The 14,466-nt window shown below is 62.3% G+C and carries 17 protein-coding genes; 12 read left to right on the top strand and 5 right to left on the bottom strand.

Translation table 11 applies throughout. The features are described 5' to 3' along the window. Positions 1 to 54: 54 nt before the first annotated feature. The 8 genes from NOV72_RS25565 to NOV72_RS25530 all read left to right on the top strand — a co-directional run bounded on the left by NOV72_RS25565 (position 55) and on the right by NOV72_RS25530 (position 6,319). A complete protein-coding gene (locus NOV72_RS25565) occupies positions 55 to 474 on the top strand; it encodes a c-type cytochrome (RefSeq protein WP_106857351.1) in 420 nt (139 codons plus the stop codon). 44 nt (positions 475 to 518) lie between these two features. Further along, positions 519 to 1,430 (top strand): substrate-binding domain-containing protein, encoded by a 912-nt coding sequence (locus tag NOV72_RS25560; RefSeq protein WP_106857350.1) that lies wholly within the window; start codon positions 519 to 521, stop codon positions 1,428 to 1,430. Beyond that, on the top strand, positions 1,427 to 2,167 hold the full coding sequence (locus tag NOV72_RS25555; protein WP_106857349.1) for a hypothetical protein: 741 nt from the start codon (positions 1,427 to 1,429) through the stop codon (positions 2,165 to 2,167). The genes NOV72_RS25560 and NOV72_RS25555 overlap by 4 nt, the downstream gene beginning before the upstream one ends. Before the next feature lie 78 nt (positions 2,168 to 2,245). Further along, positions 2,246 to 3,220: a LysR family transcriptional regulator gene (locus NOV72_RS25550; RefSeq protein WP_106857348.1), complete on the top strand. Its 975-nt coding sequence runs from the start codon at positions 2,246 to 2,248 to the stop codon at positions 3,218 to 3,220. A 68-nt stretch (positions 3,221 to 3,288) separates the two neighbouring features. Next, positions 3,289 to 4,143: a quinoprotein relay system zinc metallohydrolase 2 gene (locus tag NOV72_RS25545; RefSeq protein WP_245933149.1), complete on the top strand. Its 855-nt coding sequence runs from the start codon at positions 3,289 to 3,291 to the stop codon at positions 4,141 to 4,143. Positions 4,144 to 4,163: 20 nt separating this feature from the next. After that, entirely contained in the window at positions 4,164 to 5,030 is an 867-nt protein-coding gene (locus tag NOV72_RS25540; RefSeq protein WP_106857346.1) for a quinoprotein dehydrogenase-associated SoxYZ-like carrier, read from the top strand. After that, positions 5,027 to 5,959 (top strand): MBL fold metallo-hydrolase, encoded by a 933-nt coding sequence (locus NOV72_RS25535; RefSeq protein ID WP_106857345.1) that lies wholly within the window; start codon positions 5,027 to 5,029, stop codon positions 5,957 to 5,959. The genes NOV72_RS25540 and NOV72_RS25535 overlap by 4 nt, the downstream gene beginning before the upstream one ends. A gap of 51 nt (positions 5,960 to 6,010) precedes the next feature. Then, entirely contained in the window at positions 6,011 to 6,319 is a 309-nt protein-coding gene (locus tag NOV72_RS25530) for an EthD family reductase (protein WP_106857344.1), read from the top strand. Positions 6,320 to 6,424: 105 nt separating this feature from the next. Here NOV72_RS25530 and NOV72_RS25525 read toward each other — a convergent pair whose 3' ends face one another. Then, the gene (locus NOV72_RS25525; RefSeq protein ID WP_106857343.1) at positions 6,425 to 7,168 is read right to left on the bottom strand and encodes a Pr6Pr family membrane protein; all 744 of its coding nucleotides are present in this window, start codon (positions 7,166 to 7,168) and stop codon (positions 6,425 to 6,427) included. A gap of 188 nt (positions 7,169 to 7,356) precedes the next feature. Here NOV72_RS25525 and NOV72_RS25520 point away from each other — a divergent pair, with 188 nt between their 5' ends. Next, entirely contained in the window at positions 7,357 to 7,788 is a 432-nt protein-coding gene (locus NOV72_RS25520; protein WP_106857342.1) for a hypothetical protein, read from the top strand. Positions 7,789 to 7,905: 117 nt separating this feature from the next. Here NOV72_RS25520 and NOV72_RS25515 read toward each other — a convergent pair whose 3' ends face one another. Continuing rightward, on the bottom strand, positions 7,906 to 9,294 hold the full coding sequence (locus tag NOV72_RS25515) for a dihydrolipoyl dehydrogenase (RefSeq protein WP_106857341.1): 1,389 nt from the start codon (positions 9,292 to 9,294) through the stop codon (positions 7,906 to 7,908). 226 nt (positions 9,295 to 9,520) lie between these two features. On the opposite strand from NOV72_RS25515, the gene phnC reads away from it, so the two are divergent. The 3 genes from phnC to phnE all read left to right on the top strand — a co-directional run bounded on the left by phnC (position 9,521) and on the right by phnE (position 12,181). Further along, on the top strand, positions 9,521 to 10,357 hold the full coding sequence (gene phnC / locus NOV72_RS25510; protein ID WP_106857340.1) for a phosphonate ABC transporter ATP-binding protein: 837 nt from the start codon (positions 9,521 to 9,523) through the stop codon (positions 10,355 to 10,357). 33 nt (positions 10,358 to 10,390) lie between these two features. Further along, the gene (phnD, locus tag NOV72_RS25505) at positions 10,391 to 11,362 is read left to right on the top strand and encodes a phosphonate ABC transporter substrate-binding protein (protein ID WP_106857339.1); all 972 of its coding nucleotides are present in this window, start codon (positions 10,391 to 10,393) and stop codon (positions 11,360 to 11,362) included. Positions 11,363 to 11,446: 84 nt separating this feature from the next. Further along, positions 11,447 to 12,181 carry a phosphonate ABC transporter, permease protein PhnE gene (gene phnE / locus NOV72_RS25500; RefSeq protein ID WP_245933152.1) on the top strand — a complete coding sequence of 245 codons (735 nt, stop codon included), beginning with the start codon at positions 11,447 to 11,449 and terminating at the stop codon, positions 12,179 to 12,181. A gap of 125 nt (positions 12,182 to 12,306) precedes the next feature. Here phnE and phnN read toward each other — a convergent pair whose 3' ends face one another. The 3 genes from phnN to phnF are packed head-to-tail and all read right to left on the bottom strand — an operon-like array spanning position 12,307 to position 14,311. Further along, complete coding sequence (phnN, locus tag NOV72_RS25495) at positions 12,307 to 12,867, bottom strand: phosphonate metabolism protein/1,5-bisphosphokinase (PRPP-forming) PhnN (RefSeq protein WP_106857337.1); 561 nt, start codon at positions 12,865 to 12,867, stop codon at positions 12,307 to 12,309. Then, entirely contained in the window at positions 12,864 to 13,556 is a 693-nt protein-coding gene (locus tag NOV72_RS25490; RefSeq protein ID WP_106857336.1) for a DUF1045 domain-containing protein, read from the bottom strand. The genes phnN and NOV72_RS25490 overlap by 4 nt, the downstream gene beginning before the upstream one ends. Continuing rightward, positions 13,553 to 14,311, bottom strand: coding sequence for a phosphonate metabolism transcriptional regulator PhnF (gene phnF, locus NOV72_RS25485; RefSeq protein WP_106857335.1), 759 nt, complete (start codon positions 14,309 to 14,311; stop codon positions 13,553 to 13,555). The genes NOV72_RS25490 and phnF overlap by 4 nt, the downstream gene beginning before the upstream one ends. Between the last annotated feature and the right edge of the window lie 155 nt (positions 14,312 to 14,466).

The raw sequence follows: 14,466 nt of genomic DNA, 5'->3' as shown, positions 1-14,466 counted from the left end.
AATGGCCGCCGCGCCGAAATACCCCCTATACCGAGACATGAAGGAGTTGGACGCATGAAAGGCCGATCACGCTTGCTGCTGACGTTGACGCTCGTTGCGTCTTCCGCTTCGTTTGCCCAGACGTCCGATGGCGCGGGACAGATGAAGCCGGTCGCGTACAAGGTCGTCGATGGCAACAAGGTCGACACCGAAACGCTGCAAGGCTGGAAGACCTGGCGCGCGCTGGCGTGCGAACGTTGTCACGGGGCGAAGCAGGAAGGTATGGTCGGCCCGTCGCTGATCGATGCTTTCAAGACGCTGGACAAGAACGAATTTCATCGCACGGTGTTCGGCGGGCGCGTGGACAAGGGGATGCCCGACTTCAGTTCCAGTCAGATGATGCAGAAGAACTGGGAGAACCTCTTCGCCTATCTGAAGGGACGTTCCGATGGCAAGATCAATCCGGGCGACCTGCAGGCAATCGATGCAAAATGAGGACGTTGCATCGCCGATGATTGCTCTCATACCCGGAGGTGTCGATGTCTGATCGTAATGCAAGCCGCGCCGCTTCGTTCCGATTCATCGCCGTGCTATGCGCGGCCCTCGCGACGTTCCCGGCGCAACAGGCGCTCGCGCAAGGCGCGGGCGGTCCACCGCCCGATTTGCCGAACAACGATGGCGCCGACGGCGTGTTGCGCGTGTGCGCCGATCCCAACAACATGCCGCTCTCGAACACGAAGGGCGAAGGTTACGAGAACAAGATCGCGAGCCAGATGGCGAGCGACTTCGGCTACAAGCTCGAATACACGTACTGGCCGCAGCGCATGGGTTTCGTGCGCAACACGTTGCGCGAAAAAGTGCCGCAAACGGAGCGCTTCAAATGCGATCTGATCATCGGCGTGCCGAAGGGCTACGAGCTCACCGCGACCACGCGTCCGTATCTGCATTCCACTTACGCCATGGTGTTCCCGAACAAGCCCGAGTACGCGAGCATCAAATCGCCTTCGGACCTCATGAATCTGCCGCCCGAGCAGTTGAAGAAGATGAAGCTCGGCATCTTCGTGAAGAGTCCCGCGACGGACTGGCTGCTCAGTCATGACCTCATCAATCAGGCGGTGTCGTATCAGGGGCAAAGCGGCGATCCCGAAGCTTTTCCGGGCGAAATGATCGAACATGATCTGGTGCAGGGCAATGTCGATGCGGCTTTCGTATGGGGGCCGATTGCAGGCTATTTCGCGAATCGCTCCGATAACAAGGTGCGCCTCGTGCCGTTCCCGGCGGGCCAGCCGATCCGTTTCGACTACGAGATTTCGATGGGCGTGCGATACGGCGAAAAGGCGTGGCGCGACAAGGTCGATAACTGGATTGCATCGAATCAGCCGAAGATCGATCAGATTCTGTCGAGCTATCAGGTTCCCTTGCTGCCGTTGCAGCCGGCAAGCGCGCAATGAAGCGTTCTCTTCGCACGTGGGCCGTTGTTTGCGCTGCGCTGACGATATCGGCCGGTGCGATTGCAGCGGATGCGCCTGCCTCGGGCGCGAACATCAAGCCGGCCGAGCAGTTGCTTTTCATGCAGCCGCATATGAACGGCGTCGAACCGCAGACCGAGCTCGACTACGCGGTGGAATATTCCGGGCCGCCGTCGAAAGTCAAGGATACGCTGCGCGTGCTCGTCGTGAGTCCGGGCAACAACAAGAACGACGCGCATGTTTCGGATCGAACCGGCAACGTCGACGTGCCGGGCGGGCTGCCGTGCAATCCGGCGATCATCTATTTTCTCGAGCATGACATCGCGGAGATGGCGCAACTGACGGGCGGTCAACGGCGCTATTTCCAGCAGCGTGTGCGCATGGCGCTCGCGGCCGGACCGGCGATCACGCCGGTGTCGAGCGAATCGCTCGGGCTCGGCAAGCACGAGAAGGCGCGGCAGATCGTCATTCAGCCTTATTTGAATGATCCGAATGCAGAGCGTTTCACCAAGTACACAGGCAAGCGATATACCTTCGTCATGGCCGACGATGTGCCCGGGCAATTACTGATGATTCGCACTGAAGTGCCGGGCGATGGGAATGATTTTGCGCATCCGCTGCAGAAGGAGACGATTGCTTATCAGGGAACGCTCAAGAACATGAGTCCGCCGGGCGGTGCGCCGGCGAAGCCCTCGAATGCGCCGCGGGCGAGCCGGTGAATGCTTTTTTGTTGGGGTATTTCGCCGGATTGCATAAAAGCGAAGCCCGGGCGACCCCGACATCCACAGAAACCCTTCGTGAATTTCATCCGCTCCCTGACGCTGCGTCAGCTACAAATCTTCGTGATAGCGAGCCGCTGTCCGAGCTTCGCACGCGCAGCGGAAGAACTGCATCTCACGCAGCCCGCCGTATCGATGCAGATCCACCAACTGGAAGAAGCCATCGGTCTGCCGTTGTTCGAACGCGTCGCGCGCCGTCTGGCGCTCACGGAAGCCGGTGAAAGGCTATCGCATCACGCGGCCCGCATACTGGGCGAAATAAAGGACGCCGAAGACGCGATGATGTCGCTCACGCAAGCCGACAGCGGCTCGATCGCGGTGAGCATCGTCAGCTCGGCGACATACTTCGCGCCCAAGCTCCTCGCGCTCTACCGGCAGCAGTATCCGAAAGTCGACGTGCATTTCTCCGTCGGCAATCGCGAGACGCTTCTGCGTTTGCTTCAAGACAATGCGACCGATCTCGCCATCATGGGCCGGCCACCGCCCGAACTCGGGACGACGGTCGAGCCGCTTGCCTGGCATCCGCATGTGATCGTCGCGCCGCTGTCGCATCCGTTGCGTCATGCGAAGGCGTTCGACTTGCAGGAACTCGCGAACGATACCTTCCTTCTGCGCGAGCCGGGCTCGGGCACGCGCGCGGTTGTCGAGCATGTTTTCCGGCAGAACCTTTTCGTGCCCGCGCGCAGCGTCACGCTCGGGAGCAACGAGACCATCAAGCAGGCGGTGATGGCCGGAATGGGCATAAGCCTGATCTCGCTGCACACGTTGTCGCTCGAATTGCGAACGGGTGAGATCGCCGTGCTCGACGTGAACGGCACGCCCGTCGAACGGACCTGGCAACTCGTGCATTCACGCTCGAAAAAGCTGTCGCCAACCTGTCTCGCGTTTCGCCGTTTTCTTCTCGAACACGCCGAGCCGTTTCTGGAGCGTGAATACGCGCAGTTCGGCCTGCGCCGGTCCGGACGTCTGGCCGAAGCGGGCAGCGTCCGATGAGCGCCGCCCGGCGCAGTGCGATGTTCCTCATACTAATTGCATGCGCAACTATCGCGCGGAGCGAGAGCGTGCTTTTGATAAGACAGATCGCGCCGGGCAACTACGCGCATCGCGGTCACGACGATGTCGCGACGCCCGAAAACGGCGGCGATATCGCCAACGTGGGCTTCATTGTCGGAACACGCTGCGTCGCGGTGATCGACACGGGCGGCACGCTCGACGAAGGCCGCGCATTGCGCGCCGCAATACGCGCGGTCACGCCGCTGCCGGTTTGCTATGTCATCAACACGCACATGCATCCGGATCACATTTTCGGCAATGCGGCGTTCAAGGACGATCACCCGGAATTCGTCGGCAGCGCGGCGCTCGCGCAAGCCGAAGCCGCACGCGCGGACAACTACATGCGCGCGCTGAATCGCGAACTGGGCAGCGCGGCGGCGGGCAGCGAAATCATTGCGCCGACGAAGACCATCGACGGCGTCGGCACGCTCGATATCGGCGGACGCACGCTCACGTTGCGCACATGGAAAACCGCGCATACCAACAACGATTTGACGGTATACGATGAGAAGAGCGGCACGTTCTGGACCGGCGATCTTTTGTTCGTGCGCTGCATTCCCGTGATCGATGGCAGCGTGACCGGCTGGCTGGACGATATCGCGCGCATTCGCCAGATGAATCCGCGCCATGTCGTGCCGGGGCACGGTCCGCTCGATCCGCCGTGGCCGCAATCGCTCGATGCCGAAGAGCGTTACCTCGCCGATCTGGCGCGCGATGTGCGTGCGGCCATCAAGAAAGGCGAAACGATTCAGCAGGCCGTCGATAGCATTGGCGTCGACGAGAAAGACGAGTGGCTCCTCGTCGATATCTATCACCGTCGCAATGTGACGGCCGCTTATGCGGAACTCGAGTGGGAGCAGTAGTGCAGCATTGGAGGGACATCATGAACACAGCATGGTCCGGCACGCGCGCGATGACGATCGCGAGCCTCGCCGCCGCGGTCCTCGCACCGTATGCCGCGCAAGCGGCGCAGCCCGACGACGATCCCGACAAAGTGGCGCGCTGGCTCGACTTCAAGGAAGGCACCTTCAAGGGCCGCGCGATCGATCCGCACGGCGATGCCGTCATCAAGTTCGATGCGCCCGCGCGCGCGGCGGACGCCGCCGTCGTGCCGATCGCCGTCAACGCGCGATTCCCGCAGACGCCCACGCATTACATCAGGAAGCTCTATCTGTTCATCGACGAGAATCCCGAGCCTTACGCCGGTTCTTTCGAATTCACGCCGGAGTCCGGACTCGCGACGATCGAGACGCGCGTGCGCGTGGAAGACTACACGTTCATGCGCGTGATCGCGGAGACGAACGACGGCAAGCTTTATAGCGCGATTCGTTTCGTGAAGGCATCGGGCGGCTGCTCCGCGCCCGCCGACAAGGACGATGACGCCGCCGAACGCGCCGCGGGACAGGTCAGGATTCAGGCTGAAGGACAGGCCGTCGCGGGCAAGCCCGAGCTCGCGCAATTGATGGTGCGCCATCCGAACCGCACCGGCATGGCGATGAACCAGGTCACGCGCAACTATGCGTCGGCGTACTTCATCCGCAAGGTCTCGGTCACGTATGCGGATAAACCGGTGATGACCGCGAACGTCAATTTCTCGATTAGCGAGAACCCGAATTTTCGCTTCTATTTCGTGCCGGGCGGCAATGGCGAACTGAAAGCGCATATTGAAGATACCAAGAACAAGCAATGGGACGGTGCGGTCGCGGTCAGCGCACAACCGGCCGGCGCGCAAGCATCGGCGATGAAATGACGGGGCGTCGATGGCGGGCGCTCGTCTGCACGTTGTTCCTCGTGCTGAGCACGCTCGCGCGCGCGGCGATGAGCGGAATGCCCGCGCCCGTCGCGATTGCGCCGAACGTGTACGCGTTCCTCGGCGACAACGAAGCGGTGGCGCCCGCGAATCACGGCATCGTGTCGAACAACGGCTTCATCGTCGGGCAAGATGGCGTGACGGTGATCGACACGGGGTCGTCGTATCGTTATGGCCGCGCGATGATCGAAGCGATCCGCAAGGTCACGCCGTTGCCGGTGAAGCTCGTCATCATCACGCATCAGGCGCCCGAGTTCGTGTTCGGCGCGTCCGCATTCCGTGACGACGACGTGCCGATCCTCGCGCACGCGCGCACCGCGCAACTGATCCGCGAGCGCTGCGCGATCTGCCTCGCGAATCTGCGCAAGACGCTTGGTGAAGATGAAATGGCCGGCTCGCGCGTGACAGTGCCCGATCAAACGGTGAACGGCACGACGGAAATCGATAGCGGCGGGCGCAAACTGCAACTGCTGCACTTCGGACCCGCGAGCACGCCCGGCGATCTCGCCGTGCTCGATACGCAAACCGGCGTGCTCTTCGCGGGCGGGCTCGTCTTGAACGGACGCATACCCGAGTTGCGCAACGAGCAGATTCCCGGCTGGCTCGCCGCACTGGAGAACCTGCGTGCGCTCGATCTGAAGACAGTCGTTCCCGGCTTCGGCGCACCTTTGCGCGGCGAAGCCATCATGCGGACGGGCGATTATCTTCGCGAGCTGGATGCGTCGGTGAAACGGGCCTATAAAAACGGTGTCGGTCTCACCGAGGCGAGGCATACCGTGCAGGTTCCGGCGTTCAAGAACGACAAGCTCTATGCGATCGCGCAGCCGCAGAACGTGCAGCGCGTCTATCTGCAACTCGAAAAGCAGTAACGCCTCGACGCGAATTTCATTCACGCCGTACAACCACCAGGAGACACGAAGATGGCCCAACTCGTAGCGCTATACAAGAATCCGTCCGATCCGAAGGCATTCGACGAATACTATGCTTCGACCCATGCGCCGCTCGCAAAGACGCTGCCGGGTCTGCGACGCTATGAGATCAGCACGGGGGCCGTCGTGGCCGCGTCGGGCGATTCGCCGTATCACCTCGTCGCGCTGTTGCAGTTCGATTCACTCGAGGCGATCCAGACCGCGCTCGGCTCGCCCGAAGGTCAGAAGACCGCCAACGATCTCTCCAATTTCGCGCAGGCGGGCGTCGAATTGCTGATGTTCGATTCGAAAGAAGCCTGACATCGCGCGCGCCTTCGGGGCAGGTTATCGCATCGGCTTTGGCATGGCATAGCGGTTCGCGTCGGCGTTATCGGCGAATCCGTATGCGATCGGCGTCGCGACACGCTAATCGATATGACCGGAGGAAGAATCGCCGGATTCTTCCTCCGGATCGGCCACGCTCAAATCTTCGCGCCGATGGTTAATCGCGAGAAATACGCCCATCAACACGAGAAACGCCACGACGAGCATCGCGGCATTGATGAGCACGCGCTCATAACCCAGCTCCGAGACGTTGATGAACGGATAGGGATAGAAGTCGGAAAGACTTCCGCGCCATAGCGTGAAGCAGAAATACGAGAGCGGATAGACGAGCCAGAGCGCGCATCGTCGCAATGACAGATGAAAGCGCGGCACGAACAGGAACCAGTACAAAGCGGCGAGCGCGGGAACGATCGTATGCAGCGATTCGTTGACGAGCGCGCGATAGCCCGACGGCGTCCAGAGATATCGCAGTAACGCGTTATAGGCGATGCCGACGAACACGATATACACGACGACCGCCGTCACCACGGTCGGCTTGCGAAAGAATCGTGCAATGGGAAATTGCGCGCGCGTCGCGACGCACGTGAAACAGAGCGCGGTCAGCAGCACCGTGAGGTTCGTCAGATAGCTGCTCATGCGCGCGACGCCGTCGAACACGGTGAAGCCGCGATGAACCACGCGCGCGATGGTGATGTCCGTTTGCGCGGCGAACGCGAGCCACGCGATCATCGCGATGGCCGCCGCAAGCGCGAGCGACGCAGTGCTCGGGGTGTGGAGCGGAAGCTCGGGTTCTTGCCTCGGGGGTCGGGAAGATGCGTTCGCCATGACGCCATTTTACTGATGTGGCGCCGGCGCGTGAGCTACCGCGGGAAGTCGGAGATGCCGCTGTTTTCGATGAACAACATCTGCAACACTGCATTTCATATCTTCGCTATCACTTTCGCCGACTTCCGAAAGCCGCATTCGGACGGCGCTCATAGAATTCGGGCATCTCAAACCGCGCGATCCACATCATGCCGACCAAGCTCGAATTCGCAACACCCGAAGGACGTCTCTCGCTTTCCATTCTCGACGTTCAATTCATGGCTTATGACGCGGGCGAACTCGCCTATCGATCGACGCGGGATTTCGTCGCGCGAATGCAATCGATGGGACTGGGCGAGATGGCGGAAAACTACGCGCGCAGTCTTGCGCAGAACAAGGTCTCGGTGATGGAACTGAACGAAGCGCGCGAAGATGCGCAAGCGTGTCTTGGTCGCGAGGCTGAATATCGCGAGATCGCGGAAGGCATCATGCCGCGGCTTGAAAAACTTCGCGAGATCATCACGCAAACGCAGCTCGACATGCGTGCGAACGTGGATCGGCTCGCCGCGCTTTCGGCTGCGTGCGATCAGGCGCTGCGCCAGATTCCCGGTTATCGGCCATCGGCGCGGAGTTCGCGGTGAGCAACTTCTCGACGAATGGGTAACGGTCGAAGAGCTGCTGAGCGGGCATCGAATCGTCACCGGTCCGCCCGCAACCGGTGACGAAGCGAAGGTGTCGGCTTCCACGTTGCCCGACAATCACCCAAGCTTCCCCGCCGCATCCCGCAACGCCGTCCGCAACCCTTCTTCCACCACCGGATGATAGAACGGCATCCTTAGCATATCGTCGATCGTGAGCTTCATCTGCAAGGCCCACGCGAGCAGGTGGGCAATATGCTCCGCATCCGGCCCGATCCATTCCGCGCCGACGAACCGGCGGCTCGCGCGATCCACATAGACATGCATCAACCCGCGATTTCTGAGCATCACGCGGCTGCGTCCCTGATCTTCGAAACTTACTTCGCCCGTCACGAAGGCGCCTTGCGTCAGGTCGATATGACGCGCACCGACCATTGCAATGCCGGGGTCCGTGAATGCAATCGCGATCGGCGCGCGACGCTCGAACGGCGCGACATGCGGGTAGCGCGCTGCATTCGTGCCTGCCGCGCGGCCTTCGTCGGCTGCTTCGTGAAGCAAGGGCAGCACGCCGTTCGCATCGCCGGCGATGAACACCGGATGCGTGCCCGCCTGCAAGGTCAGCGCGTCATACACGGGCGCGCCGTCGCTATCGAGCGCGAGCGACGTGTTCTGCAAGGCAAGCCCGCCGACATTGGGTTTGCGTCCCGCGGCCACGAGCACGTAATCGAAAGTATCTTCAATCAGTTCGCCTGCACCTGAAACGTAACGCAAGCGCACCTCGTCGCCTTCGCGCGATGCGGCTTCGACTTGCGCACGCGGCTCGAATCGAAACGCCTCGCTGAATACACGTTCGGCATATCCGCGCACATCCGGATCGCTCAAAGGTCCGACGCGCCCGCGCGCACCCAGCACCGACACGCGCACGCCGAGCCGCGCCAACGCCTGACCAAGTTCCAGTCCGATGACACCCGCGCCGATCACCGCGACGCGTTTCGGCAGATCGTCCCACGCGAACACGTCGTCGTTGATGATCGCGCGATCACCGAGCGCGCGATACATCGCGGGCATGACGGGGCTCGATCCCGTCGCGATCACCACGCTCTTCGCCTGCACCTTGGTGTGCTCGCCCACTTGCAGCAGGTTGTCGTCGATGAAACGCGCGTAGCCGGTGAGCTTGTCCGCATCGGGCATCGCATCGACGCCCGCGACGACGAAGCTCACGAAGCGATCGCGCTCACGTTTCACACGCGCCATCACCTCGCGTCCGTCGATGCGCACCGCGCCGTCGATATGCACGCCGAATGCATCCGCGTGGGTCGCGTGATACGCGGCATCGGCCGCCGCGATGAGCAGCTTCGAAGGCATACAACCGACGCGCGCACACGTTGTTCCGTGCGCGCCGCCTTCGATGAGAATCGCCGAAGCACCCGCCGCCTTCGCCGCGCGATACGCGGAGAGTCCCGCGCTGCCTGCACCGATGATGGCGACATCCGTATGGATCGTGTTCATGATGAAGTCCCGAAAGGTTGTTGCATTTGCAACTATCATGGCGCGCGGCATGCGGAATGTGAATGCTCGTTCGGATCGATTTCCTGCTCGATCGTCTCACTCGGCGTTTGCCGAAGTCATGTATTCATCTAGACGTCTCATCCGCGTCACCTTCTCGTCATGTTCGCTTTTTAGAATCTCTCGAACGTTTCAGCGCGCCGTTTGAGCGCGCCCATCGAGGGAAGCTATGGACGCAATTCGCATCGAGCGTCTCACCAAGACGTTCAAGAATGGCCGCAAGGCGCTCGACTCCGTCGATCTGTGCGTGGAAGAGGGCGAAATGGTCGCGCTCATCGGCGCATCGGGGTCTGGGAAGTCGACGCTTCTGCGGCATATCGCCGGCTTCACGGCATCCGACCCCGCGCCGTCGCACGTCACGTTGCTCGGCCGGCCGATCCAGCAGAACGGCAAGATCGTGCGCGAAGTGCGTTCGATTCGCCGCGACGTCGCCTTCGTGTTTCAGCAGTTCAATCTCGTCGGACGCCTTTCGGTGATGACCAACGTGTTGATCGGCGCGTTGTCGCGCGTATCGCTGTGGCGTCGTCTCGCGGGGCGTTTTCCGCGCGGCGAGCGTTCGTTTGCGATGGATTCGCTCAGCGCAATGGGCATCGGCGAGCACGCGTTCGAACGCGCGAGCAATCTGTCCGGCGGCCAGCAGCAACGCGCTGCATTGGCGCGCGCGCTCGTGCAGCGTGCGCGCATCGTGCTCGCCGACGAGCCGATCGCGTCGCTCGATCCCGAATCGGCGCGCCGCGTCATGGAATTGATGCAGACGCTCAACCGCGAACACAAGCTGACGGTCGTCGTGTCGCTGCATCAGATCGATGTCGCGATGAAGTATTGCCCGCGCACGATCGCCCTGCGCGATGGCCGCGTCGTGTTCGACGGCGCAAGCGAGCGCCTCACACCCTCCGTGCTGCGCGAGCTGTACGGCTCGTCGGCGGATGAACTGCTCACGCATCACACCGCGCAAATCGCGGACACGCAAGCTTCGCCGGTATTCGTACCGGCCGCGAGTGTCTGAGTTTCGAACCCAACATCAACCCTGGATCGCATCATGAAAACAGCCCGTTTCTTCCTGGCTGGCGCCGCGCTCGCGTCTTGCCTTCTGACGCAGAACGTTCTTGCCGAGACGATCAACTTCGGCATCATCTCGACGGATTCGTCGGCCGCGCTCAAGCAGCGCTGGCAGCCGCTCATCGACGATCTGAACAAGCAGACGGGCCTCGACGTGAAGGCCTATTTCGCGACCGATTACGCGGGCATTATCGAGGCGATGCGCTTCAACAAGGTGCAGATGGGCTTCTTCGGCAATGCATCGGCGATCGAAGCCGTCGATCGTTCGAATGGCGAAGTCTTTGCAAAAGTGAAGTACAAGAACGGCGAAGCGGGCTATTACTCGCTGCTCATCACGAACGTGAACAGCAAGTGGAAGTCGCTCGATCAGGTGTTGAAGAACACGAAGGACGTCAATCTCGGCTTCGGTGATCCGAACTCGACCTCGGGCACGCTCGTGCCTTCGTATTATCTGTTCGCGAAGAACGGCATCAATGTAAAGAGCGCATTCAAGAGCGTGCTGCCTTCGAGCCACGAGGCGAACATGCTGGCGGTCGTGAACGACAAGATCGATGTCGCGACCAACAACACCGACATGCTCGACACCATCAGGACGCAGCATCCGGAGCTGTATCCGAAGGTGCGCGTGTTGTGGAAGTCGCCGCTGATTCCGTCGGACCCGCTCGTGTGGCGCCGCGATTTGCCGCAGGCCACGAAGGACAAGCTGCGCAACTTCTTCGATCACTATGCGGAGAAAGATCCGCGTGAGCAGGCTGTGATGACCGCCATCTCGGGTTACTCGGGCTTCGCGGATTCGTCGGACGCGCAACTCGTGCCCATTCGCCAGATGGCGCTCTTTCAGAAGAAGGAGCAGGTGCAGAACGATGCGCATCTCGACGCCGCCGACAAGCAGGCGCAGATCGCCGCACTCGATCAGAAGATCGCCGCGCTCGGCAACACGGCGGCGAAGTAAATGAAGCCGCTCGACGTAACCACGTTCGAGGCCGGCATCGTGCGGCCCGTGCAGGCGAGCGCGCCCAAGCGAAGCTGGACGTCGATGCTCGGCTGGATCGTCTTGATCGCGGTGCTCGGGTTGTCATGGACGAGCGCGGACATGCGCCCGCTCGATCTGCTCGGCGCATCGGGCAACATGAGCCAGTTCGCGCGCGACTTCTTTCCGCCCGACTTCAGCGAATGGCGCACGTATGTGCATGAAATGATCGTGACGCTCGCGGTCGCGGTGTGGGGCACGGCGCTCGCGCTGGTCTGCGCGGTGCCGTTCGGCCTGCTCTCGGCGCAGAACATCGCGCCCGTGTGGATATCGCAACCGGTGCGCCGTCTGATGGACGCGTGCCGCGCGATCAACGAAATGGTCTTCGCGATGTTGTTCATCGTCGCGGTCGGGCTCGGACCGTTCGCGGGCGTGCTCGCACTGTGGGTGCATACGACGGGCGTGCTCGCCAAGCTGTTCGCCGAAGCGGTCGAGGCCGTCGATTCGAGGCCCGCGGAAGGCGTGCGCGCGACCGGCGCGAGCAGTCTCGACGAAATCGTCTATGGCGTGCTGCCGCAAGTGTTGCCGTTGTGGATTTCGTTCGCGCTGTATCGCTTCGAATCGAACGTGCGCTCCGCGATGGTCGTCGGCATGGTCGGCGCGGGCGGGATCGGCGTCGTGCTTTATGAGGCGATCCGCTCGTTCAACTATGCGCAGACGGCGGCGGTGATGCTGATCGTCATCGTGATCGTGTCGCTGATCGATCTCATGTCGGGATGGGTGCGCGAACGCGTGATCTGAGCCACGTCATGACGTCATGAAATCTCGATGCCGAGCGCCTTGATCAGGCGCTCGCGTCGTTTCTGCGCCTGCAGCGAACGCCTTGCCGAGCTGCGCCGCGCGAACGCAAACGCAACGAGTCGAGCCTAGATGCCGCCGGCGCGCGCGAGCACGTCGAGGAACTGAGTGCCGGCGTCGGCGAGCATGCCGGAATTGTCGATCTTCACGACATGCGCGTGCGACGGCAATTCGAACGCGGGGCGGCGTGCAAGACGCGCTTCGATCTGTCGCGCATCTTCGCGGCCGCGACGCGCGAGGCGCGCGGCCAGGACCGAAGGGGTTGCATCGATATGCACGAAGCGCGCTTCGGGATAACGCTCGAGCGCGAGTTCCGCATATTGCCGCGAGCCGTTCACGACGACGGTCATGCCGCGCGCGAGCCACGCATCCAGCTCGATGCCGATGCCGTAGCGCAGACCGAGACTGGTCCAATGCATCGCGAAGAGGCCATACGAAAGCCGCGACGTGAATTCGTCATGCGAAAGCGCGATATGGTTCTCGCCGTCCGCGACCGCGCGCGTGATGTAGCGATGCGCGAACATCATCTGTGCGCCGATGCGTTCGCGCGCGAAGCCGAGCAGGGAGTCCTTGCCCGCGCCCGACGGTCCCATTACGTAGATCAGTTTCGTGCTATCGACTGCGGTCATGCCACATCCTGTGCGTTGTTGAACGGCAGGCGCTGCCACAGCGTGAAGGGCGCGCCCGGCTCCGGTTCGATGAAAAGCGCCGCGCCGTGCACCGGCAACGGGCCGAGCGTGTCGATGCGCTTCATCCAGTCCGACATGATCGACGCACGCACGTTCGCGTCGTCGAGCGAATCGGAGAGCGTCATGTGAAAGCGATACTCGTCGAAGACATACGGATAGCCCCATGCGCGCAGAAGCTCGATTTGCCGCGCGCTCATGCCATCTGCAATGCGCCGCTCGATGCTTTCGTGCGAAGGCATCTTGCGCAGTGCGGAAAGCGCCTGCAAGGCGCTGGCGGCGAGCGTGCGAAGCGTGGCGTCGTCGTTGGCTTCGGCGGGCCGCAGTGCGACGAACCGGCCCAGTTCGGCGGCCTTCACGCGCATCTCGAAGCGCGGCACCAGGCTCGCCCATGCGCGCGCGCATGCGAGCACGTCCGCGAGTTCGATGCCGGGCGCCACGTGAAAGGGCGCGACGAGCGTCGCATGCCAGCCGTAACGGCGCGGCGCGTGCGTCACGTCATGCGCGGCGGTTGCGGTCTCGCGTCCGTTCTCGGGATCGCGCCCGAGCCATTCGCAACCGTCGCGCCACCATGCGGACGATGCGGGCGGCGCGTAATAGAGCGCGACGCGCGGATTTCGAGCGACATTCATAGATCGTGCTCGACCATCAATTGCACGCGGTCCGCCGCGAAATGCGTGATGCCGTACTTGACCGGCACGCCTTCTTCGTCGACATCGACGTTCTCGACCCACAGCACCGGCTGCTGGCGATTGATCTGCAAGCGCCGCGCCACGTCCGACGAAGGCAGCACGCTGCCGATGCGGCTCCATTTGCGCGTGTAGTCCTTCACGCCGAACGTTTCCAGCGCGGCGCTGATGCCGCCCGCCGCTTCGATCGCCGCGGGCAGCTCGTTGAAGCGCGCCGCCGGATACCAGTTGCGCGCGTAGGTCATCGGGATGCCGTCGGAATCGTGGCGCGTCTCGATCTGATAGACGAGCGTGCCCGCGCGCACGCCGAGCGCCTTCGCGACGGTCGGATCGGCCTTCACGCGCTCGGAGCTCAGCACGACGCCCGCCGACGTGTGCTTCTGGCGGCGCAGATTCTCGGTGAAACGCGTGCGGCGTCCGATCTGATAGTCGATCGCGCCCGGCTGCACGAACGTGCCACGTCCCTGCTCGACGCTGACGAGGCCCGTCGCGGCGAGCCGCAGCATCGCGCGGCGCACCGTATGACGATTCACGTCGAAGCGCTTGGCGAGCTCGGCCTCGCTCGGCAGACGGCCTTCGTCCCCGAAGCTCTTCGCGGCGATCTCGGCGGCGAGAATCTGCTCGATCTGCCGCCAGACCGCGACCCCGGCGCCGCGCTCGACCGCATGTCCTGGCGCGGCGTTTTCGTTCGATGTCATTGCGCTGTCATTCCTGTCGGTTTGAATATCGTTCTCTGGATTGTAGTGCGCAACTCGTGATGGAAATGTGAAAGCCTCACTACACGACCAAACGTCTAGACGACTAGATCAAACGACGAGTACCATACGACAACCGGATCCTTCCAGACATAGGG

Origin of the sequence: Caballeronia novacaledonica (genome assembly GCF_900258035.1) — a bacterium.
Classification (GTDB): domain Bacteria; phylum Pseudomonadota; class Gammaproteobacteria; order Burkholderiales; family Burkholderiaceae; genus Caballeronia; species Caballeronia novacaledonica.
This window is presented reverse-complemented; position numbering and strand designations above follow the sequence as displayed.